The organism is Lacinutrix mariniflava (assembly GCF_001418015.1).
GTDB lineage: Bacteria > Bacteroidota > Bacteroidia > Flavobacteriales > Flavobacteriaceae > Lacinutrix > Lacinutrix mariniflava.
Map to the genome: position 1 here is coordinate 40,642 of NZ_LIQG01000023.1, position 21,733 is coordinate 62,374.

Consider the following 21,733-nt stretch of genomic DNA (forward strand, 5'->3'; position numbering starts at 1 on the left):
TATTTGTTTTTTTTTTACATTTAGACAGTTTTTATAAACATCTATGGCAAAAAATTTACATGATAATATTTGTGACGAAATTCGTTTTAATGCGTTGTTTAAAAAGCACGCAAAAGATTTGAGTAACTTCTTGTATTATAAGTTTGGTGATCATCTAAACCCGAAGGATAAGACACAGGATGCTTTTATAAAATTATGGGAGAATTGTAAAAAGGTAACACCTGAAAAAGCAAAAAGCTTTCTTTTTACTATTGCAAATAACTTAATGTTAAATGAAGTAAAACATCATAAAATTGTTTTAAAACACCATCAAACAAAACCCAAACATTATACTACTGAGTCTCCAGAATTTTTAATGGAGGAACAGCAATACAATCAAAAATTACAAACTGCACTCTCTAATTTAACAAATGCCCAACGTGTTGCTTTTATGATGAATCGTGTGGAAGGTAAAAGACATAAAGAAATTGCCGAGTTACTTGGCATAAGCACTAAAGCTGTAGAAAAACGTATTTACGGTGCTTTAAAAAAATTACGCCAAGACATAAAAGAACTGTAACAAGGAGTAGATTTTATAAAAAGGTAGGAGTTTTTAATATATAGTTGTTATATACTTGAATAAGAATTATGGAACGAGAAGATTTAATAAAAAAATGGTTAGACAATAACCTGAATTCTCAGGAGTTTGAAGCTTTTAAACAGCTTGAAGACTTCGAGGAATTAACGCGGTTAGATTTTGCTTTACAGCAATTTAAACCGGTTGATTTTGAATCTGACATTGAGTTAAAAAAACTTAATTTAGCATTAAAGAACAAACATAAAAAGCAAAATAACTGGCGAAAACCGTTTTTACGTATAGCTGCAATTTTGGCTATCTGCCTTGGTTCTTTTTATTACACAACTACCCTAGATACAAGTATAGCTACCAAATTTGCTGAAAAAGAAAATATAGTTTTACCTGATAATTCTCAAGTAAAATTGAATGCTAAATCTACTTTAGCCTTTAACAAAAACAGTTGGAAAGACAATAGAAACCTTGATTTAACTGGAGAAGCTTATTTTAAAGTTGCCAAAGGTTCTAAATTTACTGTACATACATCGGTAGGAGATATTTCTGTTTTAGGCACAGAGTTTAATATTAATACTAGAAATAATCTTTTTGAAGTTATTTGCTATGAAGGTTCTGTTAAAGTAGCACACGCCAACACAATCCGCATTTTAAAACCTGGAGAAAGCTTTTTAATTTTAGATAATAAATTAGTTGACAAACCTAAAATAAGAGATACCAGTCCCACTTGGATTACCAATGAATCTACTTTTTACAGTATGCCTTACACACAAGTAATTGCAGAACTTGAAAGACAATATAATGTTACTTTTAGCGTTAATGACATAGACACAAACCAGTTGTTTACTGGAAGTTTTACGCATGACAATTTAGATATTGCATTGCAAGTTATTACTACTCCGTTTAACTTAGCTTATACTATAAACAACAAAAAGATATCGCTAAAGCGTGAATAAAAATATTACATTCACTCTCTTAATTATCCTATTCTTCTTTAGTTTTATTAGTGTGAACTCACAAACTTTTAAAACTGAAAAGCTATCGCTTAACGAAGTTTTAAAAGCTTTAGAAAAACGTTTTGATATCCGATTTACTTTTGCCGATAAAACTACAGAAGGCGTTGAAATTAATGAACCTTCAACACTACTTTCTTATAACGATGCAATTACTTACCTAAGAACAAATACCAATCTAAACTTCAAAATTATTAACAGCCGTTTTGTTGCCATCGCTCCAAGTAGAAAAGTAACAAGGCCAATTGAAGCTCTTGAAGAAGTACAATTAAGCACCTATTTAACAACAGGTATTACTAAAACCAAAACGGGAGAAATTGTTTTAGACCCTGAAGAGTTTGGGATTCTTCCCGGCTTAATAGAACCTGATGTTTTACAAACAGTAAAAGCACTTCCGGGAGTACTAAGTGTTGACGAATCTGTCTCTAACCTTAATGTGCGAGGTGGCACACACGATCAAAATTTAATACTTTGGGATGGTATAAAGATGTATCAATCTGGTCATTTTTTCGGATTAATTTCGGCCTTTAACCCTAACCTCGTTTCTAACGTTGTAATTTCTAGAAATGGCACAAGTGCCTTGTATGGTGACGGTGTTTCCAGTACAATAGATATGCGTTTGGACACTAATTTAAACGAAGAGAGTTCATCTGGCTTAGGATTAAATTTAATTCAAGTAGATGCATTTACCAAATTAAAATTGCAAGATAATATGGAATTGCAACTTTCTGCAAGACGCTCTATTACAGATGTCGTAAACACTCCAACATATCAACAATATTTCGATCGTATTTTTCAAGATTCAGATATCAACAATCCTTCCGAGAATAACCAGAACTCAACAGCAAACGAAAATTTTTATTTTTACGACATAAGCGCAAAACTATTACATGACCTTTCAACAAAAGATAAGCTTAGAATTAGTTTTACTACTATTTTTAACGCGCTCGATTACGCAGAAAATAACACAAGTAATAATATTACAACCTCTTTAAACAGTGGTATTACGCAACGAAATCTTGCTACAGGATTAAATTACAATAGACAGTGGAGTAATTTTTTAAGTAGCGAAGTACAGCTTAATATATCGGACTACAAATTAAACGCCACCAACTTTGATATTGAAAATAACCAAAGATTAAAACAAAACAATCAAGTTTTAGATTACGGTATCACCTTACAACTTAAATTAGATTTTAATGACCGTTTGCGTTGGACCAATGGTTACCAATATTCCCAAGTTGGCGTTACCAACTTAGAAGAACTAAATAATCCAGAGTTTACAAATGAAACGAAGCATACAGTTAGTACTCATTCCACATTTAGTGAATTCACTTTTTCTTCTTTTAATAATAGAACACATTTAAAAATTGGTACTAGAAGTAACTATTTCAAACCATTTAATCTTTTACTATTAGAACCTCGTTTAAGTTTTAACCATAAATTTTTAAAACATTTTAAAATTGAAATTTTAGGTGAATTTAAAAGCCAAGTTACGTCGCAAGTTATTGATCGCCAAAACGATTTTTTAGGTATAGAAAAACGCCGATGGGTTTTAGCAAATAATACAACACTACCTATTATTGAAAGTAGGCAAACTTCTGTTGGTTTGCATTACAACAAAAACAAACTCTTATTAAGTGCTGAAGCATTTATTAAACATGTTGATGGCATAACTACAAGAAGCCAAGGCTTTCAAAACCAATATCAAAATATCAATGCTATTGGAAACTACGAAACCAAAGGCATCGATTTTTTAATAAATAAACAATTTAATGCGTTTAGTACTTGGCTTAGTTACTCTGTGAGTGATAACGATTACTCGTTCCCTACTTTAAACAATGCTCAGGCCTTTGCTAATAATACTGCTATTTCTCGCTCATTAACTTTTGCCGGAACTTACACGCTTAATAATTTAAAACTAGCACTTGGTTTTAACTGGCAATCGGGAAAGCCAACTACAACTCCAAATGAGCAACAACCAATATTTGATAATAATATTAATTATAACACTGCTAATAATACCAATTTAGATGACTATTTTAGAACTGATTTATCAGGAACATATAATCTTAATTTAGCTGAAAACACAAAAATTGAATTAGGTTTTTCTATTTGGAATCTATTAAATAGAAAGAACAGTTTAAATAGTTATTACATTATAAACGGAGACAATTCAATCTCCAAAATCGACAATAAGTCACTTGGTTTTACTCCTAATCTGAGTCTTAAGATTCGTTTTAAATAACATACATTTGTGTCCAAAATCAAATAATCATGAAGCAAACATTACATATTTTAGTAATCCTACTTACTCTAAGCATTTCTTCTTTAAATGCTCAAACTTTCAACTCATATTACAATACTGTTGTTTCTAATGTTTCTTCTCCAAATATCTTATCAGATTTAACCACGTTTGAAAACTTCGGTGTTAAAAATGTTGGGTCTACAGCTTTGGGTAATGCACAAAATTGGATAAAAACAAGATATCAAAACTTAGGTTATACAGACATTGTAGAGCAACCTTTTAGTTATGGAGGAAATACAACTAATAATATTATTATAACAAAAACGGGATCTGTTTACCCAAACACATATCTCATAATAGATGCACATTACGACACCATAAACGGAACTGGCACAAATGATAATGGAAGTGGTACTGTATTAATTATGGAATTAGCCCGTTTATTAAAAAACATAAATACAGAATACTCTATAAAATTCATTCATTTTAGTGGAGAGGAAGATGGCTTAATAGGCAGTAATTATTATGTAAATAATACAGTAATACCAGAAAACTTAAATATTTTACTAGTTTTAAACATCGATGAAGTTGGAGGTGTTAATGGCCTTATTAACGACACTATTATTTGCGAAAAAGATTTAGATAACTCTCCTACCTCTAACAATGCTGCTTCCGCCGCCTCAACAGCAATTTTAGCAAACTGTTTTGGCTTATATTCCAATTTAAACACAGAAATATCTTTTGCCTATGCTTCAGACTATATTCCTTTTGAAAATAACAATCAAATAATTACTGGCCTTTACGAAAAAAATGAAACACCATACGCACACACAAGTTCAGATACTCTAGCAAATATGGATGTAAACTATCTTTTCGAGGTTACTAAAGGAGCTTTAGGTGCTGCTTTAGAGTTTGCTGTAGGCAGCAATAGTTTAAATACCCTAACTTTTAATTCAAAAAGTAATATTAGCTTCTACCCGAACCCTTCTAACGGTATATTCAATATTAAATTAAACAATAATATAATTAAAGATTTAGAGTTAGTTGTTTTAGACGTGTTAGGAAAGGAAGTTTACACAGCTAAAATAAACAATCAAACAGAAAGTATAAATTTAAGCTTTTTAAATAAAGGCATTTATTTAACTATTTTAAAAAATGAGAATACGAGAGTTACAAAAAAGATAGTAATTCAATAAAAAAATACTTCTTTTAAATTATTTAAATTTTATTACAGCAACTCTTCATTAGAATACACTCTTAAAAATCGATAATTTAGATTAGCAACTTAATCTTAAATAGCTCTTTTTAAAGAATAGATTAGTTGTTTTTTGACTTCCCTTCACCTTTAAAACGAATAAAAAATTATTAAAATGACTTTAACAAGAATCTTTTTTTGATAATACTTTAAATAATTGAAAGAAAAAAAACAGCTTACTAAACTGTAACAAAAAAACTTTGCAGTTGTCTTTTTATAAAATCCATTCTATGAAAAAGCTAATACTCCTTATAACAGCTATCATTATATTAAGTTGTAAATCTGAAATTAAAACCGAGCCAAAACCTTTCGACCAACTTACTAGTCTAATGGACAACTACGCAAAAGAGTCTTTAAATAATGGTAATATAAACTCAATTGCCTTAGCAATTTATAGAGATGGAAAGTATTATCATAATTACTACGGAGCAATAGATAAAGGAGCTCAAAACCTACCAAATGACTCTACACATTACGAGATAGCTTCAATAACAAAAGTTTTTGCTGGCTCACTCGCTGCTAAAGCTGTTTTAGAAAAAAAAATTGATTTAGATGATGATATTAGAATCTATTTAGAAGGTAATTATTCAAATTTAGAATATGAAAACACTCCAATTACTATTAAAAACTTACTTACACATACAATTGGTTTAAAACAAAAAACACCTAAAGGTTTAAAGAATGTTATGTCTAAAATGAATAATGGAGACTATGAAAATAGTTTGATCGATTATGACATAAACAATCTATTATCCGAACTTAAAACTGTGGAGTTAAATAAAAAACCAGGAACTTTTTACAACTATAATTCTGTAGGCCCAGAATTAGTAGCCTATATATTACAACAAGCATACAATAAGCCTTACAAGAAATTATTAGAAGATTTTTTAAATGAGTTGGACATGAACAACACTTATTTACAAGAGAATAAAACAGACAATAAGCCTGTAATAAACAACTACACAAGTCAAGGCCAACTTGCTTATTTAGGCAAGAATCCTCTTTTAGGAGCAGCCTACGGCTTGGTAACTACTTTACCAGATTTATCTAAGTTTATGGTCTTTCAATTAGAAAGCACTAATCCTTTAATTAAAGAATCAACACGCGTTTTATTTGAAGACGATGATAGTACCTTAGGATACCTATGGCAAGACTTGGGAACCGCGAAAGAAGAAGGCTTCTTCTACTCTAAAACAGGAACCTCTAGTGGTGTCCAAAGCGGTTTGCTACTATGCCCTGACAGTAATTATGGGCAAATAATTATAATAAACAATAACTCGGAAGCATCTTCAAACGATTGGGGAAACTTATTTAATACTGTTGAAAAAGATTTAATTAAATTTCCGAAAATCAATTTAAAGTCAATTTTAAAATCAGAATTCCTAAAAGATATAGATCAGGCCTGTGTACAATTTAACTCTTTAAATAAAGATGAAAAATATTTTAACACAAGTCTTCCTAGTGCATTAAATAGTCTTGGATACGAATTATTATACTCAAATAGAGACGCAAGTAAAGCTATTGAAATCTTTGAATATGCAACCCAAAAATATCCTAAAAGCTTCAACTTATTTGATAGCCTTGGAGAAGCTTATTTTAGTATCGGAGATAATAATAAAGCCTTGGTAAATTATAAAACATCATTGAAATTAAATCCAGAAAATGTAAATGCCGAAAAATATATTTCTGAAATAAGCCGCATACAATCACAGAAATAGCCATTGTATAATTATAAGTCGTAATTTTATAAGAAGTGAATTTCTATGATACTTTGCATAGAAATTCACTTTTCTTAGTTATAAACTATAAATATTGAACCTCTTCTTTCTGTTACAGTCCGATTTTCAAACCTAAAAAGAAATTAATTAATCTCTAATTAACGGCATAGTACTGCATCTAAGCAAACCTTCTTGTTTTGCAATTTCCGCATATGGCACCTCTTCTACAGTAAAACCATTCTCACGTAACCAAGTGTTTAATCTTGTAAAGTTTTTTTCAGAAATAATCACATCTTCAGAAATTGAAAATATATTACTATTCATATTATACATTTCCTGTTTAGAAATTATAAAGCAATTTTCTTTTCCAAAGTAATTTAATAACCATTCATACTCTTCTTCTTCAAGAAAACCTTCCTTGTGTAGGATTGCTTTATTTGTTCCAATAGGTTGAAAACAGCAATCTAAATGTAACGCATTATCTTCAGGATTGATTTGAGATTTTCTTAAATTAAAAGATTTAACCTTCTTATTTGGAAATGTTTTCTCTAAAAACGCAACACCATGCGCGTTGGTTCTTGCTACAATATAATCTGCATAATCTTCTCCTCTATAAGTTCCAACAAAAATATAATCGTTCCAAAGCATAACATCTCCTCCTTCGATATGTACTTCTTCCGGAGGTCTAATTACTTTTTCTGGGTTTACTTGATCTACTATATATTGAATAGCGTCAAGTTCATTCTCGCGATCTGGTAAAATATTTGCTTTAACAAAGGTGTCGTCGATAACAAAAGCAATATCCCTTGCAAAAATTTGGTTACAATTTTCTATTAATTCTGGCCTATAAACTTTAACATCGTACTTTTTAAAAATTTTTTCTACTGCCTCCATCTCCTTAACCATATCATCTTCTATAGGATAGGTTCCTGCTTTAATATGTTGGGCAGATTTGGGGTCGTATGCCTCATCCAAACTTGGTGTTGGACCATTGCTTTTTGCTGTACCTAAAACAACAGCTCTAAGGCGTGATGTTTCGTTTTTAACATTGAGTTTTAACATGATAGTAATATAGAAACAAAGCTTCATAATTTCTTATGAAGCTTTGTATATAATTTAAAATTTTATCTTTTTTCAACAGGTTTGAAAGCTCTAAGATTTTCACCAATATAAATTTGTCTAGGACGACCTATTGGCTCTTTACGAGCTCGCATTTCTTTCCATTGTGCTATCCAACCTGGCAAACGACCTAAAGCAAACATTACTGTAAACATTTCTACAGGAATGCCCATTGATCTATAAATAATCCCAGAATAGAAATCTACGTTTGGATATAATTTACGCTTTACAAAATACTCATCACTTAAAGCTTCAGAAGCTAATCCTTTAGCAATATCAAGTACTGGATCTTCAACACCTAAATCTGCCAATACCTCGTCTGCAGCAACTTTAATAATTTTTGCACGAGGATCGAAATTTTTATAAACTCTATGCCCAAAGCCCATTAAACGGAAAGGATCTTCTTTATCCTTAGCCTTAGCCATGAATTTTTGAGTATCTCCTCCATCTTCTTTAATTGCTTCTAACATTTCTAATACTGCTTGATTTGCTCCACCATGTAATGGTCCCCATAGTGCAGAAATACCAGAAGATATAGATGCAAATAAACCTGTATGTGCAGAACCTACTATTCTTACAGTAGAAGTAGAACAGTTTTGCTCGTGATCTGCATGTAAGATTAATAACTTGTCTAAAGCATTTACTAGAATTTCATTTTGCTTATAATCTTCATTTGGTTTAGCGAACATCATTTTTAAGATATTCTCTACATAACCTAAAGAACTGTCTCCATAATTTAATGGTAAACCTTTTTTCTTACGCATAGTCCAAGCGACTAATACTGGAAACTTACCCATTATTTTACATACAGTCTTATACATCTCCTCTTCAGAATCTACATTCACTGAAGATGGATTAAAAGCCGTTAATGCGCTTGTTAAGGAAGACAAGACTCCCATTGGATGGGCAGACTTTGGAAATGCATCAATTATTTTTTTTATATCATCATCAACTACAGATTCCTCTTTAATGTCTGCATTAAATTTATCTAATTCCTCTTGAGTTGGTAACTCTCCAAAGATTAACAAGTAAGCTACTTCTAAAAAATCTGCTTTCTCTGCTAACTCTTCAATAGAATATCCTCTATATCTTAAGATTCCTTCTTCCCCATTTAGAAAAGTGATAGCACTTTCACATGCTCCTGTATTTTTATATCCAGGATCCAGAGTTGTTACACCACCTGTTACAGCTCTTAATGATTTAATATCTATTGCAACTTCATTTTCTGTTCCTACTATTAAAGGGAACTCATGCTTTTTTCCGTCGATTTCTAACGTAGCAGTTTTTGACATATTTTATTGAATTTTTACTTGTTTATGCGGAATGCTAATTTACAAAATAAGTCGCAATTTATAAAGCTTCTTTACAAGGTTTTAACAATTAAGATATTGATAAAAGTTATTACATAGAAAAAGCCTTTCAGTATTAAACTGAAAGGCCTCTAATTCTTCGTGTAATGAAATTGTTTATCCTATTTTGAAAGCATTCATTTTTGGATAATAAGCTACTGCTCCTAATTCTTCTTCAATACGTAGTAATTGATTGTATTTTGCCATACGATCGCTACGAGATGCAGATCCTGTTTTTATTTGCCCGCAATTTAATGCTACAGCTAAATCTGCAATAGTGTTGTCCTCTGTTTCACCAGATCTATGAGACATTACTGATGTATAACCAGCATTATGAGCCATATTTACTGCTGCAATAGTCTCTGTTAAAGTACCAATTTGGTTTACTTTAATTAAAATTGAATTAGCAATATCATTTTTAATTCCTTTAGATAAACGCTCTACGTTGGTCACATATAAATCGTCACCAACTAATTGTACTTTATCCCCTATTTGCTCCGTTAGATATTTCCAACCATCCCAATCATTTTCGTCCATACCATCTTCAATAGAGATTATAGGATAATTACGAGAGAGTTCTGCTAAATAATCAGCTTGTTCTTTACTCGATCTAATTTTTCCAGTTGCACCTTCAAATTTAGTATAATCGTATTTTCCATCAACATAAAATTCTGCTGCGGCACAATCTAATGCAATCATTACATCATCTCCTAAAGTATAACCTGCATTATCTACAGCCTTTTTAATTGTATCCAAAGCGTCTTCTGTTCCTCCTTCTAAATTAGGTGCAAAACCACCTTCATCTCCAACTGCTGTACTTAAACCTCTGTCGTGTAATACCTTTTTAAGATTATGAAAAATTTCTGTCCCCATTTGTAATGCATGAGAAAAACTCTCAGCCTTTACTGGCATAACCATAAACTCTTGGAATGCAATAGGTGCATCACTATGTGAACCTCCATTAATAATGTTCATCATTGGTACAGGCAAAGTATTAGCACTTACACCTCCAACATAACGATATAATGGCATACCTAATTCTGCCGCTGCTGCTTTAGCAACTGCCAAAGAAACACCAAGAATAGCATTTGCTCCTAACTTCGCTTTGTTTGGTGTACCGTCTAATTCGCACATTAAAGTATCTATATAATTCTGTTCGAAAACGTTTACTCCTAAAAGCTCTTGAGCTAAAATAGTATTTACATTTTCTACAGCCTTAGTAACACCTTTGCCCATAAATTTATCTCCACCATCACGTAACTCAACAGCTTCGTGTTCTCCTGTTGATGCTCCAGATGGTACTGCAGCTCTTCCTACAAATCCATTCTCAGTTTCTACATCAACTTCTACTGTAGGGTTTCCTCTTGAATCAAAAATTTGTCTTGCGTGAACATTAATAATTATACTCATAATTGGTCTTTTAAATTTTGTTTAACCTTTAAATTTACGTTTTAATTTTATATCATATATAGTATTTATATCAGAATTGAATAAAAACATATCTATAACGTTTTAGTAAAACCAAATAAGCAACAGAAAATACATTCTATTGCTTATTTGATATTGTTAATTTTTTATGTTTTTGATGAACTCATCAAATAAATAAGATGAATCATGTGGTCCAGGACTTGCTTCTGGATGATATTGTACAGAAAAAACGTTTTTAGATTTCATTTTTATTCCCGCAACAGTATTATCATTTAAATGCACATGTGTAATTTCGATATCACTATGTGCTTCTGTTTCTTCTCTGTTGATAGCAAAACCATGATTTTGAGAAGTAATTTCTCCCTTTCCTGTTACTAGGTTTTTGACTGGATGATTAATACCTCTATGTCCATTATGCATTTTGTAAGTTGAAATACCATTTGCTAATGCTATTACTTGATGTCCTAGACAAATTCCAAATAATGGTAAATCCCTTTTTATAATTTCTTTTGCTAAGCCTTGAGCCTCTGTTAATGGCTCTGGATCTCCAGGTCCATTTGACAAGAAATAACCATCTGGTTTAAAAGCCTCTAAATCTTCAAATTTAGAATTAAAAGGAAAGACTTTTACATAAGCATCTCTCTTTACTAAATTTCTTAAGATGTTCTTTTTAATACCAAGATCTAATGCTGCTATTTTTACTGAAGCATTTTCATTTCCAACATAATACGGTTCTTTAGTAGAAACTTTCGAAGCAAGCTCCAAACCATTCATATTTGGCGTATTTGCTAATTGCTCTTTAAGAGCCTCAATATTATCAACTTCTGTTGAGATAACTGCATTCATCGCACCATTATCACGAATATAGGCTACCAGTGCTCTGGTATCTACGTCTGATATCGCTAATAAGTTATTCTCGTTAAGAAAATCTTCCAACGAACCATCTGCTGCATCACGAGAAAAATTGTAACTAAAATTTTTACAAATTAAACCTGCAATTTTAACCGAGTCAGATTCGACTTCTTCATTGTTAACACCATAATTTCCAATATGAGCATTGGTTGTCACCATTAACTGTCCATAATAAGAAGGGTCTGTAAAGATTTCTTGATAACCGGTCATTCCTGTATTAAAACATACTTCTCCAAACGCACTTCCTTCTTTTCCTACGGCTTTACCATGAAAAATGGTCCCATCTGCTAATAAGATTAATGCCTTTTTTAATTTTTGATATTTCATATGTATAGTAATTGTGTCAAAAAGTTTAGCAAAATTGCATAAAAAAAAGGATAAACTAAAATAGTTTATCCTTTTTATATTAAATGCTTATTAACATTTATTCTTCTTCTTCGTTAGTTGCTTTAGTCTCAACTGGAGTAGCTGTTGCTTTTCCACCTCGACGGCTTCTACGTGTTGTCTTCTTAGCTTTATTATCTGCGTTATAGATTTCATTATAATCTACTAACTCAATCATTGCCATATCAGCGTTATCACCTAAACGATTTCCTAACTTGATAATTCTAGTATATCCACCTGGACGATCACCAATCTTTGCTGCTACATCTCTAAATAATTCTGTAACTGCCTCTTTTTGACGCAATTTAGAAAAAACTAAACGACGATTATGTGTCGTATCATTTTTAGACTTTGTAATCATTGGTTCAACAAAACCTTTTAAAGCTTTAGCTTTAGCAACTGTAGTGTTGATACGTTTGTGCTCGATTAAAGAACAAGCCATGTTTGCTAACATTGCTTTTCTGTGAGCCGTTTGACGACCTAAATGGTTTCCTTTTTTTCCGTGTCTCATGACATTTGTTTTATCATCTTGCTACTAAACTCAATTATCGAGGAGCAAAATATGATTAATTAATTATTTTATTATAAATATTTAGAGAGTAATATTAAGTAAAATATTACTCTCTCTAAAACATTTAATCTTTATCCAATTTGTACTTTGATAAATCCATTCCGAAATTTAAACCTTTTACATTTACAAGCTCTTCAAGCTCTGTTAAAGATTTCTTACCGAAGTTACGGAACTTCATTAAATCATTTTTATTAAAAGATACTAAGTCTCCTAATGTATCTACTTCAGCAGCTTTTAAACAATTAAGTGCACGTACAGATAAATCCATATCGACTAACTTTGTTTTAAGTAACTGTCTCATGTGAAGAGATTCTTCATCATAAGTTTCAGTTTGTGCTATTTCATCAGCTTCTAATGTAATACGCTCATCAGAGAATAACATGAAGTGGTGAATTAACGTTTTAGCTGCTTCAGTTAAAGCGTCTTGAGGCGTTATAGATCCATCCGATTGAATTTCGAAAACTAACTTTTCGTAATCCGTCTTCTGTTCTACACGGTAATTCTCAATGCTATACTTAACATTTTTTATTGGCGTGTATATTGAATCAGTAAAAATAGTTCCTATTGGCGCTGAAGCTTTCTTATTTTCTTCTGCTGGAACATATCCTCTTCCTTTTTCAATAGTAATTTCCATTGAAATACTTACTTTAGGATCTAAATTACAGATTACTAAATCTGAATTTAACACTTGGAATCCTGAAATAAATTTCTGAAAATCACCAGCTGTAATTGTATCTTGCCCTGAAATAGAAATAGATACAGATTCATTATCTACATCTTCTATTTGACGCTTAAAACGCATTTGTTTTAAGTTCAATATAATTTCAGTTACATCTTCTACTACTCCTGCAATTGCAGAAAATTCGTGATCGACACCTTCTATTCTAATAGACGTAATTGCAAAACCTTCTAAAGAAGATAATAAAACTCTTCTAAGAGCGTTTCCTACTGTTAATCCGTAACCAGGTTCTAGTGGTCTGAATTCGAATTTACCTTCGAAATCAGTAGAATCAATCATGATTACTTTATCAGGTTTTTGAAAATTAAATACTGCCATGTTTTCTTCGTTTTAATTGTTATTTAGTTGCGCGGTTAATAAGTTTGAAGAACACTAAAAACCCTTTGGCTAAATACCAATATGATTAATTATTATTTAGAGTATAATTCAACGATGAATTGCTCATTAATGTTTTCTGGAATTTGAATTCTAGCAGGAACAGAAACAAAAGTTCCTTCCTTTGTTGCAGTATTCCATGTAATCCATTCAAAAACATTACTTGAATTAGATAATGATCTTTCAATAGTTTCAAGAGATTTAGATTTTTCTCTAACAGCTACAACATCACCAGCTTTTAATTGGTAAGACGGTACATTTACCAACTCTCCATTTACAGTAATATGTCTGTGAGATACTAATTGTCTACCTGCACTTCTTGTAGGAGCCACTCCCATTCTAAAAACTACGTTATCTAATCTAGATTCACATAATTGTAACAAAACTTCACCTGTAATCCCTGGAGACGCAGTTGCTTTTTTGAACATGTTTCTGAATTGCTTCTCTAATACACCATAAGTGTATTTAGCTTTCTGCTTTTCCATTAATTGGATTGCATATTCAGATTTTTTACCACGACGACGTGCATTACCATGTTGTCCCGGTGGGTAATTTCTTTTTTCGAAAGCTTTATCATCTCCGAATATAGCCTCGCCAAATTTACGAGCTATTTTAGTTTTAGGACCAGTATATCTTGCCATTTTAAATTGTTTTATTGAGAGTGCTTGGTGAATTAAGGTCTTAATCTTATCCTTCGACTAGCGTTGATCTCTCGTTGATACTTGTTAATAATATTTTCAGTTTGCAAATTTACACAAAAAATTAATATCAACTATGTAAAATAGATGATATTAATTTTTGATGTATAACACTATTTAATAATGTTACTATACTCTTCTACGTTTTGGAGGACGACATCCATTATGAGGTAATGGTGTAACATCAATAATTTCTGTTACTTCAATTCCTGCATTATGAATAGAACGAATAGCAGATTCTCTACCATTTCCAGGTCCCTTTACATAAACTTTTACTTTTTTCAAGCCAGCTTCTTTAGCAACGCCTGATGCATCTTCCGCACAAAGTTGTGCTGCGTAAGGTGTGTTCTTTTTAGAACCTCTAAAACCCATTTTACCAGCAGATGACCATGAAATAACGTCACCTTTTTTGTTTGTCAATGATATAATAATGTTGTTAAAAGACGCAGTTATGTGAGCTTCTCCAACAGATTCAACTATAACTTTACGTTTTTTAGCTGATTTTGCATTTGTCTTTGCCATATTTCTATAGTTCTAAGTAGTTAGTTGATAGTCGCTAGAATCCTAAACCTAAATAATTTCAAACAGATTCTTTCCAACGTCTAAACACTAAAGACTATCCCGATAACCACCGGGATTAATTATTATTTAGTTGCTTTTTTCTTGTTAGCAACAGTTTTCCTTCTACCTTTTCTAGTTCTAGAGTTGTTCTTAGTACGTTGACCTCTTAAAGGTAAACCAGCTCTGTGACGTATACCTCTGTAACATCCAATATCCATTAATCTCTTAATGTTTAATTGTGTTTCAGAACGTAATTCGCCTTCAATAGTAAATGTTCCTACGGCATCACGAATGGCTGCTATTTGATCATCGTCCCAATCTTGAACTTTAATACTTTCGTCTACTTTAGCTGACGCTAAAATCTCTTGTGATCTACTTCTACCTACTCCGTAGATATAAGTTAATGAGATCACTCCTCTTTTGTTTTTTGGTATATCTACACCTGCAATTCTAGCCATAATTATCCTTGTCTTTGTTTGAATCTAGGATTCTTTTTGTTAATGACATAAAGTCTACCTTTTCTACGTACGATTTTACAATCTACGCTTCTCTTTTTAACTGATGCTCTTACTTTCATCGTAATTAGTATCTATAAGTTATGCGAGCCTTAGTTAAATCATAAGGGCTCATTTCTAATTTTACTTTATCACCTGGTAACAACTTAATATAATGCATACGCATTTTACCAGATATGTGTGCTGTCACAATGTGACCGTTTTCTAATTCTACACGAAACATCGCATTTGATAATGCTTCTATAATTGTTCCGTCTTGTTCTATTGCTGCTTGTTTTGCCATATATGTTCTTTTTAGTAATCTATAAGCAAATACCTTGCCTAGATTTCTAAACCTTATTTACATTAAGCTACTGCTTTTCTGTTTTTACCAGTTTTCATCAAGCCATCATAGTGTCTATTTAACAAGTAAGAATTTACTTGTTGCATAGTATCAATCGCAACTCCAACCATAATTAATAATGATGTTCCTCCAAAGAATAATGCCCATCCTGATTGTACTCCCATTAAATTAAATACAAATGCTGGAAAAACAGCAATAAGAGCTAAGAAAATAGAACCTGGTAATGTTATTTGAGACATTATTTTATCTAGATATTCAGATGTTTCTGATCCTGGACGTATACCTGGAATAAAACCACCACTACGTTTTAAATCATCAGCCATTTTATTTGTTGGTACTGTAATCGCAGTATAAAAATATGTAAAGATAATTATTAATAATCCAAACATAACATTATACCATAAACCAAACATGTCTGAAAAATTAGCCTGCATCCACAATCCTGTAGAAGTATCTTTCAATAAAGAAGAACTTCCTATTAATCCTGGAACAAACATAATTGCTTGTGCGAAGATAATTGGCATTACACCAGAAGCATTAAGTTTTAATGGAATAAATTGTCTTGCTCCACCAAAAACATTTTTTTCATATCCTCCTGTTGCAGATCTTCTAGCATATTGAACTGCAATTTTTCTTACTGCCATTACTAGCAATATAGATAATGCAATAATAACAAACCAAATTACAACTTCAAAAAGAATCATCATTGGTCCATTACCTGTAGTAAATCTAGCACTCATGTTCTGTAAGAAAGACTTAGGTAATGTTGCTATAATTCCAACCATAATTAATAATGAGATTCCATTACCAATACCTTTATCAGTAATTTTTTCTCCTAACCACATGGCAAAGATACAACCTGTTACTAATATTACTATAGATGAAAAGTAGAAAACGCCTCCTTGTCCTAATAGGAAAGCAGAATTTGGAATACCAAACATTGGCTGCAAACTAGCTAAATAACCTGGTGCCTGAACTAAACAGATACCAATTGTTAACCATCTTGTAATTTGCGTTATTTTCTTTTGTCCACTAGTACCTTCTTTTTGTAGTTTTTGTAAATAAGGAATAGCAATTCCCATTAACTGAACTACAATAGAAGCAGATATATAAGGCATAATACCTAAAGCAAAAACAGATGCATTAGCAAAAGCTCCTCCTGTAAAGGCATTTAAAACACCTAGTATACCATCTTGAGTACTATTCTGTAAATTTGTTAACTGAGTAGCATCAATTCCTGGTAATACAATTTGTGCTCCAAAACGATAAACTAATAATAAACCTAAAGTAAATATGATTCGGTTTCTTAGTTCCTCGATTTTCCAAACATTCTTTATCGTTTCTATAAATTTCATATTCTCTAGTAGGTCTTATAAAGTTGCTACTTCTCCTCCAGCAGCTTCAATAGCAGCTTTTGCAGTAGCAGTAAATCTATGTGCAGTTACAGTTAACTTAGATTTTAACTCACCTCTTCCTAAGATTTTTACAAGCTCGTTTTTACCAGCTAATCCTAAAGAAACGATAGTATCAAAATCTAATGTATCCTTAATTTTATTATCATCAACTAACTTTTGTAAAGTATCTAAGTTAATACCTTGATGTTCTTTACGGTTGATATTTGTAAAACCAAACTTAGGTACACGTCTTTGAAGAGGCATTTGACCACCTTCAAAACCAACCTTCTTTGAATAACCAGAACGAGATTTTGCTCCTTTGTGACCACGTGTAGCAGTACCACCTTTTCCAGAACCTTGTCCTCTACCTATTCTTTTTCCTTGGTTTTTTACTGAACCTTCTGCAGGTTTTAAATTACTTAAATTCATTTTTCAGTATATGTTATTTAGTTCCTTCAACAGAAACTAAGTGATTAACTTTTCGAATCATTCCTAAAATATTAGGAGTATCATCATGCTCAATAGTTTGTCCAACCTTTTTTAAACCTAAAGCCAACAATGTTAACTTTTGTCTTTTAGTACGGTTGATCGCGCTTTTAACTTTCGTTACTTTTATTTTTGCCATTTCTGTAAATATTAACCGTTAAAAACTTTCTCTAAAGATATCCCTCTTTCACGAGCAATAGTTTGAGCACTTCTTAATTGCAATAATGCATCAAATGTCGCTTTAACTACGTTATGAGGATTAGATGATCCTTGAGATTTTGATAATACATCATGCACACCAACTGCTTCTAAAACTGCTCTTACAGCTCCACCAGCAATTACTCCTGTACCAGGAGCTGCAGGAATAATATTCACTCTTCCTCCTCCGTACTTACCTTTTTGTTCATGAGGTAATGTTCCTTTTATAATAGGAATACGTACTAGATTCTTTTTAGCATCTTCAATAGCTTTTGCAATTGCACTCGCTACATCTTTTGATTTACCTAAACCATGTCCTACAACACCAGCTTCATCACCAACCACAACGATTGCCGAAAAACCGAATGCTCTACCACCTTTTGTTACCTTAGTAACTCTTTGCACACCAATTAAACGATCTTTAAGATCTAACCCACTTGGTTTTACTAACTCTGCGCTTCTGTATTTTTTATACATAATTTCTTAGAATTTAAGTCCTGCTTCTCTAGCTCCTTCAGCTAATGATTTTACTCTACCATGATATAAATATCCACCTCTATCAAAAGCGATAGTATCTACTCCTGCCTTAATTGCTTTTTCGGCAACTGCTTTACCAACTAACGTAGCGGCTTCACTTTTGTTACCTTTTGCAGAACTAATATCTTTATCTCTCGAAGATGCTGCTGCTAAAGTCTTACCAGTAACATCATCAACAACCTGAGCATAAATTTCTTTATTACTTCTAAAAACAGCTAACCTTGGTCTTGCTTCTGTACCAGAAACAACCTTACGGATTCTGCTTTTAATTCTTAGTCTTCTTTGGTTCTTTGTTAACTTCATAACTTAATTATTATGCTGATTTACCAGCTTTTCTTCTTAGTATTTCACCTACAAACTTCACACCTTTTCCTTTATAAGGCTCTGGTGGTCTAAATCCACGAATTTTCGCAGCTACTTGTCCAACAAGTTGTTTGTCGTGAGATGTTAACTTAATGATTGGATTTTTACCTTTATCTGAAACTGTCTCCACTTTCACCTCTGGTGCAACACTTAAAACAATGTTGTGAGAAAAACCTAAAGCTAACTCTAATTTGTTGCCTTGATTACTTGCTCTATATCCTACTCCTACTAGCTCAAGCTCTTTTGTCCATCCTTTAGATACACCATCAATCATGTTGTTGATAAGTGATCTATATAAACCGTGCTTAGCTTTACTTTCTTTATTATCAGACGGACGTGTAACTATAACACTTCCTTCTTCAATTTTCACTGATACAGTATCAAAAGATTGAGTTAGCTCTCCTAACTTACCTTTTACTGAAACAATGTTATCTTTTACTTCTATAGTAACTCCTTCTGGAATTGCCACTGGATTATTTCCTATTCTTGACATCTCTTTCTTGTTTTATAGATTAGTAAACGTAACATAAAACTTCACCACCAACATTCTCACGCTGAGCTTGCTTTCCTGTCATTACTCCGTGAGAAGTTGAAACGATTGCAATACCCAAACCATTAAGAATACGAGGTAATTCTGTTGAACTAGAATACTTACGTAAACCTGGTTTACTGATTCTTTGTAATTTTCTAATTACAGGTTCTTTTGTTTCTTTATTGTACTTAAGGGCAATTTTTATTGTTCCTTGTACTGAAGAATCATCGAACTTATAACTTAAAATATATCCTTGATCGAATAATATTTTCGTTATGTCCTTTTTTAAATTTGATGCAGGAATTTCCACTACTCTATGGTTAGCACGCACTGCGTTTCTAACTCTTGTAAGGAAATCTGCAATTGGATCTGTATACATATATATTAATTTGCGGACTTGGTTTTCACAATATCGTGAACCTAAGACCAATTTAAAATTTTACCAACTTGCTTTTCTAACTCCTGGTATTAAACCTTGGTTAGCCATTTCTCTAAATGTAACACGAGAAACACCAAAAGTACGCATATAACCTTTAGGTCTTCCTGTTAATTTACATCTATTGTGCATACGAACTGGAGAGGCGTTTTTAGGTAACTTTTGTAATGCTTCATAATCGCCAGCTGCTTTTAAAGCTTTGCGTTTCTCAGCATATTTTGCTACCGTTTTAGCTCTTTTTACCTCGCGGGCTTTCATTGATTCTTTAGCCATAACTTAGTTTTTTTGAAAAGGTAAACCTAATTCAGTTAATAATGATTTTGCTTCTTTATCAGTTTCAGCAGAAGTTACAAAAGTAATATCCATACCCGAAATTCTATTGATTTTATCAATATCTAATTCTGGGAATATTATTTGTTCAGTAATTCCTAAATTGTAATTACCTCTTCCATCAAAACCTTTAGCTTTAATACCTCCGAAATCTCTAACACGTGGTAAAGCAGATGTTACTAAACGGTCTAAAAATTCGTACATTCTTTCTCCTCTTAACGTAACCATAGCGCCAATTGGCATACCTTTACGTAATTTGAAAGCCGCAACATCCTTTTTAGACAAAGTAGCTATTGCTTTCTGTCCTGTTATAGTTGTTAACTCGTCTAAAGCGTAGTCAACTAATTTTTTATCTGCAACTGCTGCACCAACTCCTCTAGATAATACTATCTTTTTAAGTTTAGGTACTTGCATTACATTACTATAACCAAATTCTTCTGTAAGAGCTGCAATTACTTTGCTTTTATACTCTTCTTTAAGTCTAGGTGAATATGCCATAACTATATTACTTCGTTTGATTTTTTTGAAAATCTTACTTTCTTTCCATCTTCCATTCTATATCCTATTCTTGTTGCTTCTCCTTTAGAAGTTAACAATGATAAGTTTGAAATTTGAATAGGAGCTTCTTTTTCAACGATTCCTCCTTGTGGACTTTGTGCACTTGGTTTAGTATGTTTCTTTACCATGTTCACGCCCTCAACGATCGCCTTGTTCTTATCGGCTAATACTTTTTGTACTTTCCCTTCTGATCCTTTATGATCTCCAGCAATTACTTTTACAGTATCTCCAGATTTTATTTTAAGCTTTGTCATCTTTATAAATGTCTTAAAGCACTTCTGGTGCTAATGATACAATTTTCATGAATTGTTTATCACGAAGTTCTCTAGCAACAGGTCCAAATACACGTGTTCCTCTCATTTCACCCGTTGGGTTTAAAAGTACACAAGCATTGTCATCAAATCTAATATAAGATCCATCTGGACGTCTTACTTCTTTTTTAGTACGTACAACTACTGCTGTAGAGACTGCTTTTTTCTTAATGTTTCCATTAGGAGTTGCATCTTTAACAGAAACAACAACTTTATCACCTACAGAAGCATATCTTCTTTTAGTACCTCCTAAAACACGGATTACTAAAACTTCCTTTGCACCAGTATTATCTGCTACTTTTATTCTTGATTCTTGTTGTACCATAATTACTTCGCTCTTTCAATTATTTCAACTAATCTCCAACATTTAGATTTAGATAAAGGTCTTGTTTCCATGATCTTTACTGTATCACCAATGTTACAGTCGTTTGTTTCGTCGTGTGCTACGTATTTTTTCGTTTTTAAAACGAATTTTCCGTACATAGGATGTTTAATTTTTTTTACTTCGGCAACAACGATTGATTTCATCATTTTGTTACTAGTAACTACTCCTATACGTTCTTTTCTTAAGTTTCTTTTTTCCATCTTTCAGCAGAATTATTGTAATTCTCTTTTAGTTAATTCCGTTGCCAATCTTGCTACATCTCTTCTTACAGAACGTAATTGGATTGGGTTATCTAAAGGAGATATTGCATGTGCCATTTTTAGGTCTGAATAACTCTTTTTTGTCTCACTAAGTTTCTCTTGTAACTCAGCTACAGATAATTCTTTAATTTCTGATTGTTTCATAAT

The 21,733-nt window shown here is 32.1% G+C and carries 29 protein-coding genes; 5 read left to right on the forward strand and 24 right to left on the reverse strand.

Going from position 1 to position 21,733, the window contains the following annotated elements:
- Positions 1-43: 43 nt before the first annotated feature.
- From ASC44_RS05930 to ASC44_RS05950, 5 genes are all read left to right on the forward strand, one after another.
- Positions 44-559: an RNA polymerase sigma factor gene (locus tag ASC44_RS05930; RefSeq protein ID WP_055446710.1), complete on the forward strand. Its 516-nt coding sequence runs from the start codon at positions 44-46 to the stop codon at positions 557-559.
- Between the two features lie 68 nt (positions 560-627).
- Positions 628-1,524, forward strand: a complete 897-nt coding sequence (locus ASC44_RS05935) for a FecR family protein (RefSeq protein WP_055446711.1) — start codon at positions 628-630, stop codon at positions 1,522-1,524.
- A 52-nt stretch (positions 1,525-1,576) separates the two neighbouring features.
- A complete protein-coding gene (locus ASC44_RS05940) occupies positions 1,577-3,829 on the forward strand; it encodes a TonB-dependent receptor plug domain-containing protein (RefSeq protein ID WP_241491410.1) in 2,253 nt (750 codons plus the stop codon).
- A gap of 29 nt (positions 3,830-3,858) precedes the next feature.
- Positions 3,859-5,025 carry a M28 family peptidase gene (locus ASC44_RS05945; protein ID WP_055446713.1) on the forward strand — a complete coding sequence of 389 codons (1,167 nt, stop codon included), beginning with the start codon at positions 3,859-3,861 and terminating at the stop codon, positions 5,023-5,025.
- 289 nt (positions 5,026-5,314) lie between these two features.
- Complete coding sequence (locus ASC44_RS05950) at positions 5,315-6,802, forward strand: serine hydrolase domain-containing protein (protein WP_241491411.1); 1,488 nt, start codon at positions 5,315-5,317, stop codon at positions 6,800-6,802.
- 147 nt (positions 6,803-6,949) lie between these two features.
- On the opposite strand, the gene ASC44_RS05955 is transcribed toward ASC44_RS05950, so the two are convergent.
- The 24 genes from ASC44_RS05955 to rpmC form a co-directional block, all read right to left on the reverse strand.
- On the reverse strand, positions 6,950-7,864 hold the full coding sequence (locus tag ASC44_RS05955) for a dimethylarginine dimethylaminohydrolase family protein (protein ID WP_055446714.1): 915 nt from the start codon (positions 7,862-7,864) through the stop codon (positions 6,950-6,952).
- Positions 7,865-7,926: 62 nt separating this feature from the next.
- Positions 7,927-9,213 carry a citrate synthase gene (locus ASC44_RS05960; RefSeq protein ID WP_055446715.1) on the reverse strand — a complete coding sequence of 429 codons (1,287 nt, stop codon included), beginning with the start codon at positions 9,211-9,213 and terminating at the stop codon, positions 7,927-7,929.
- A gap of 174 nt (positions 9,214-9,387) precedes the next feature.
- Entirely contained in the window at positions 9,388-10,680 is a 1,293-nt protein-coding gene (eno, locus tag ASC44_RS05965) for a phosphopyruvate hydratase (protein WP_055446716.1), read from the reverse strand.
- 156 nt (positions 10,681-10,836) lie between these two features.
- Complete coding sequence (carA, locus tag ASC44_RS05970) at positions 10,837-11,937, reverse strand: glutamine-hydrolyzing carbamoyl-phosphate synthase small subunit (RefSeq protein ID WP_055446717.1); 1,101 nt, start codon at positions 11,935-11,937, stop codon at positions 10,837-10,839.
- A gap of 97 nt (positions 11,938-12,034) precedes the next feature.
- A complete protein-coding gene (gene rplQ, locus ASC44_RS05975) occupies positions 12,035-12,505 on the reverse strand; it encodes a 50S ribosomal protein L17 (protein ID WP_055446718.1) in 471 nt (156 codons plus the stop codon).
- A 124-nt stretch (positions 12,506-12,629) separates the two neighbouring features.
- Positions 12,630-13,622: a DNA-directed RNA polymerase subunit alpha gene (locus tag ASC44_RS05980; RefSeq protein WP_055446719.1), complete on the reverse strand. Its 993-nt coding sequence runs from the start codon at positions 13,620-13,622 to the stop codon at positions 12,630-12,632.
- A gap of 92 nt (positions 13,623-13,714) precedes the next feature.
- Positions 13,715-14,320 carry a 30S ribosomal protein S4 gene (gene rpsD, locus ASC44_RS05985; RefSeq protein ID WP_055446720.1) on the reverse strand — a complete coding sequence of 202 codons (606 nt, stop codon included), beginning with the start codon at positions 14,318-14,320 and terminating at the stop codon, positions 13,715-13,717.
- Between the two features lie 186 nt (positions 14,321-14,506).
- The gene (gene rpsK / locus ASC44_RS05990; RefSeq protein ID WP_034061869.1) at positions 14,507-14,899 is read right to left on the reverse strand and encodes a 30S ribosomal protein S11; all 393 of its coding nucleotides are present in this window, start codon (positions 14,897-14,899) and stop codon (positions 14,507-14,509) included.
- A 122-nt stretch (positions 14,900-15,021) separates the two neighbouring features.
- Entirely contained in the window at positions 15,022-15,396 is a 375-nt protein-coding gene (gene rpsM / locus ASC44_RS05995; RefSeq protein ID WP_034061873.1) for a 30S ribosomal protein S13, read from the reverse strand.
- A gap of 2 nt (positions 15,397-15,398) precedes the next feature.
- Positions 15,399-15,515, reverse strand: a complete 117-nt coding sequence (gene ykgO, locus ASC44_RS17710; protein WP_076732133.1) for a type B 50S ribosomal protein L36 — start codon at positions 15,513-15,515, stop codon at positions 15,399-15,401.
- A 5-nt stretch (positions 15,516-15,520) separates the two neighbouring features.
- A complete protein-coding gene (gene infA, locus ASC44_RS06000; RefSeq protein ID WP_007094967.1) occupies positions 15,521-15,736 on the reverse strand; it encodes a translation initiation factor IF-1 in 216 nt (71 codons plus the stop codon).
- A 62-nt stretch (positions 15,737-15,798) separates the two neighbouring features.
- The gene (gene secY / locus ASC44_RS06005; RefSeq protein ID WP_055446721.1) at positions 15,799-17,151 is read right to left on the reverse strand and encodes a preprotein translocase subunit SecY; all 1,353 of its coding nucleotides are present in this window, start codon (positions 17,149-17,151) and stop codon (positions 15,799-15,801) included.
- Positions 17,152-17,166: 15 nt separating this feature from the next.
- Entirely contained in the window at positions 17,167-17,619 is a 453-nt protein-coding gene (rplO, locus tag ASC44_RS06010) for a 50S ribosomal protein L15 (RefSeq protein WP_055446722.1), read from the reverse strand.
- Positions 17,620-17,632: 13 nt separating this feature from the next.
- Entirely contained in the window at positions 17,633-17,815 is a 183-nt protein-coding gene (gene rpmD / locus ASC44_RS06015) for a 50S ribosomal protein L30 (RefSeq protein WP_055446723.1), read from the reverse strand.
- 11 nt (positions 17,816-17,826) lie between these two features.
- On the reverse strand, positions 17,827-18,351 hold the full coding sequence (rpsE, locus tag ASC44_RS06020; RefSeq protein WP_055446724.1) for a 30S ribosomal protein S5: 525 nt from the start codon (positions 18,349-18,351) through the stop codon (positions 17,827-17,829).
- Between the two features lie 6 nt (positions 18,352-18,357).
- The gene (gene rplR / locus ASC44_RS06025) at positions 18,358-18,714 is read right to left on the reverse strand and encodes a 50S ribosomal protein L18 (protein ID WP_055446725.1); all 357 of its coding nucleotides are present in this window, start codon (positions 18,712-18,714) and stop codon (positions 18,358-18,360) included.
- Between the two features lie 10 nt (positions 18,715-18,724).
- Positions 18,725-19,267 (reverse strand): 50S ribosomal protein L6, encoded by a 543-nt coding sequence (rplF, locus tag ASC44_RS06030; RefSeq protein ID WP_055446726.1) that lies wholly within the window; start codon positions 19,265-19,267, stop codon positions 18,725-18,727.
- 19 nt (positions 19,268-19,286) lie between these two features.
- Positions 19,287-19,685 carry a 30S ribosomal protein S8 gene (gene rpsH / locus ASC44_RS06035; protein ID WP_055446727.1) on the reverse strand — a complete coding sequence of 133 codons (399 nt, stop codon included), beginning with the start codon at positions 19,683-19,685 and terminating at the stop codon, positions 19,287-19,289.
- A gap of 60 nt (positions 19,686-19,745) precedes the next feature.
- The gene (rpsN, locus tag ASC44_RS06040; protein ID WP_055435713.1) at positions 19,746-20,015 is read right to left on the reverse strand and encodes a 30S ribosomal protein S14; all 270 of its coding nucleotides are present in this window, start codon (positions 20,013-20,015) and stop codon (positions 19,746-19,748) included.
- A 3-nt stretch (positions 20,016-20,018) separates the two neighbouring features.
- Positions 20,019-20,570 carry a 50S ribosomal protein L5 gene (gene rplE, locus ASC44_RS06045; RefSeq protein WP_055446728.1) on the reverse strand — a complete coding sequence of 184 codons (552 nt, stop codon included), beginning with the start codon at positions 20,568-20,570 and terminating at the stop codon, positions 20,019-20,021.
- Positions 20,571-20,572: 2 nt separating this feature from the next.
- On the reverse strand, positions 20,573-20,884 hold the full coding sequence (gene rplX, locus ASC44_RS06050; RefSeq protein ID WP_034061899.1) for a 50S ribosomal protein L24: 312 nt from the start codon (positions 20,882-20,884) through the stop codon (positions 20,573-20,575).
- Between the two features lie 13 nt (positions 20,885-20,897).
- Positions 20,898-21,266, reverse strand: a complete 369-nt coding sequence (gene rplN, locus ASC44_RS06055) for a 50S ribosomal protein L14 (protein ID WP_013869034.1) — start codon at positions 21,264-21,266, stop codon at positions 20,898-20,900.
- A 2-nt stretch (positions 21,267-21,268) separates the two neighbouring features.
- On the reverse strand, positions 21,269-21,526 hold the full coding sequence (gene rpsQ / locus ASC44_RS06060) for a 30S ribosomal protein S17 (protein WP_055446729.1): 258 nt from the start codon (positions 21,524-21,526) through the stop codon (positions 21,269-21,271).
- Between the two features lie 12 nt (positions 21,527-21,538).
- Positions 21,539-21,730 (reverse strand): 50S ribosomal protein L29, encoded by a 192-nt coding sequence (gene rpmC, locus ASC44_RS06065; RefSeq protein WP_013869036.1) that lies wholly within the window; start codon positions 21,728-21,730, stop codon positions 21,539-21,541.
- Positions 21,731-21,733 lie beyond the last annotated feature (3 nt).

What these genes read in the sequence shown, in the direction of transcription:
- ASC44_RS05930 (WP_055446710.1), top strand. Translation starts at nt 44, where the DNA reads ATGGCAAAAAATTTACATGATAATATTTGTGACGAAATTCGTTTTAAT.
- ASC44_RS05935 (WP_055446711.1), top strand. Translation starts at nt 628, where the DNA reads ATGGAACGAGAAGATTTAATAAAAAAATGGTTAGACAATAACCTGAAT.
- ASC44_RS05945 (WP_055446713.1), top strand. Translation starts at nt 3,859, where the DNA reads ATGAAGCAAACATTACATATTTTAGTAATCCTACTTACTCTAAGCATT.
- ASC44_RS05950 (WP_241491411.1), top strand. Translation starts at nt 5,315, where the DNA reads ATGAAAAAGCTAATACTCCTTATAACAGCTATCATTATATTAAGTTGT.
- ASC44_RS05955 (WP_055446714.1), bottom strand. Translation starts at nt 7,864, where the DNA reads ATGTTAAAACTCAATGTTAAAAACGAAACATCACGCCTTAGAGCTGTT.
- ASC44_RS05960 (WP_055446715.1), bottom strand. Translation starts at nt 9,213, where the DNA reads ATGTCAAAAACTGCTACGTTAGAAATCGACGGAAAAAAGCATGAGTTC.
- eno (WP_055446716.1), bottom strand. Translation starts at nt 10,680, where the DNA reads ATGAGTATAATTATTAATGTTCACGCAAGACAAATTTTTGATTCAAGA.
- carA (WP_055446717.1), bottom strand. Translation starts at nt 11,937, where the DNA reads ATGAAATATCAAAAATTAAAAAAGGCATTAATCTTATTAGCAGATGGG.
- rplQ (WP_055446718.1), bottom strand. Translation starts at nt 12,505, where the DNA reads ATGAGACACGGAAAAAAAGGAAACCATTTAGGTCGTCAAACGGCTCAC.
- ASC44_RS05980 (WP_055446719.1), bottom strand. Translation starts at nt 13,622, where the DNA reads ATGGCAGTATTTAATTTTCAAAAACCTGATAAAGTAATCATGATTGAT.
- rpsD (WP_055446720.1), bottom strand. Translation starts at nt 14,320, where the DNA reads ATGGCAAGATATACTGGTCCTAAAACTAAAATAGCTCGTAAATTTGGC.
- rpsK (WP_034061869.1), bottom strand. Translation starts at nt 14,899, where the DNA reads ATGGCAAAGACAAATGCAAAATCAGCTAAAAAACGTAAAGTTATAGTT.
- rpsM (WP_034061873.1), bottom strand. Translation starts at nt 15,396, where the DNA reads ATGGCTAGAATTGCAGGTGTAGATATACCAAAAAACAAAAGAGGAGTG.
- ykgO (WP_076732133.1), bottom strand. Translation starts at nt 15,515, where the DNA reads ATGAAAGTAAGAGCATCAGTTAAAAAGAGAAGCGTAGATTGTAAAATC.
- infA (WP_007094967.1), bottom strand. Translation starts at nt 15,736, where the DNA reads ATGGCAAAACAAGCAGCAATAGAACAAGACGGAACAATTATAGAAGCA.
- secY (WP_055446721.1), bottom strand. Translation starts at nt 17,151, where the DNA reads ATGAAATTTATAGAAACGATAAAGAATGTTTGGAAAATCGAGGAACTA.
- rplO (WP_055446722.1), bottom strand. Translation starts at nt 17,619, where the DNA reads ATGAATTTAAGTAATTTAAAACCTGCAGAAGGTTCAGTAAAAAACCAA.
- rpmD (WP_055446723.1), bottom strand. Translation starts at nt 17,815, where the DNA reads ATGGCAAAAATAAAAGTAACGAAAGTTAAAAGCGCGATCAACCGTACT.
- rpsE (WP_055446724.1), bottom strand. Translation starts at nt 18,351, where the DNA reads ATGTATAAAAAATACAGAAGCGCAGAGTTAGTAAAACCAAGTGGGTTA.
- rplR (WP_055446725.1), bottom strand. Translation starts at nt 18,714, where the DNA reads ATGAAGTTAACAAAGAACCAAAGAAGACTAAGAATTAAAAGCAGAATC.
- rplF (WP_055446726.1), bottom strand. Translation starts at nt 19,267, where the DNA reads ATGTCAAGAATAGGAAATAATCCAGTGGCAATTCCAGAAGGAGTTACT.
- rpsH (WP_055446727.1), bottom strand. Translation starts at nt 19,685, where the DNA reads ATGTATACAGATCCAATTGCAGATTTCCTTACAAGAGTTAGAAACGCA.
- rpsN (WP_055435713.1), bottom strand. Translation starts at nt 20,015, where the DNA reads ATGGCTAAAGAATCAATGAAAGCCCGCGAGGTAAAAAGAGCTAAAACG.
- rplE (WP_055446728.1), bottom strand. Translation starts at nt 20,570, where the DNA reads ATGGCATATTCACCTAGACTTAAAGAAGAGTATAAAAGCAAAGTAATT.
- rplX (WP_034061899.1), bottom strand. Translation starts at nt 20,884, where the DNA reads ATGACAAAGCTTAAAATAAAATCTGGAGATACTGTAAAAGTAATTGCT.
- rplN (WP_013869034.1), bottom strand. Translation starts at nt 21,266, where the DNA reads ATGGTACAACAAGAATCAAGAATAAAAGTAGCAGATAATACTGGTGCA.
- rpsQ (WP_055446729.1), bottom strand. Translation starts at nt 21,526, where the DNA reads ATGGAAAAAAGAAACTTAAGAAAAGAACGTATAGGAGTAGTTACTAGT.
- rpmC (WP_013869036.1), bottom strand. Translation starts at nt 21,730, where the DNA reads ATGAAACAATCAGAAATTAAAGAATTATCTGTAGCTGAGTTACAAGAG.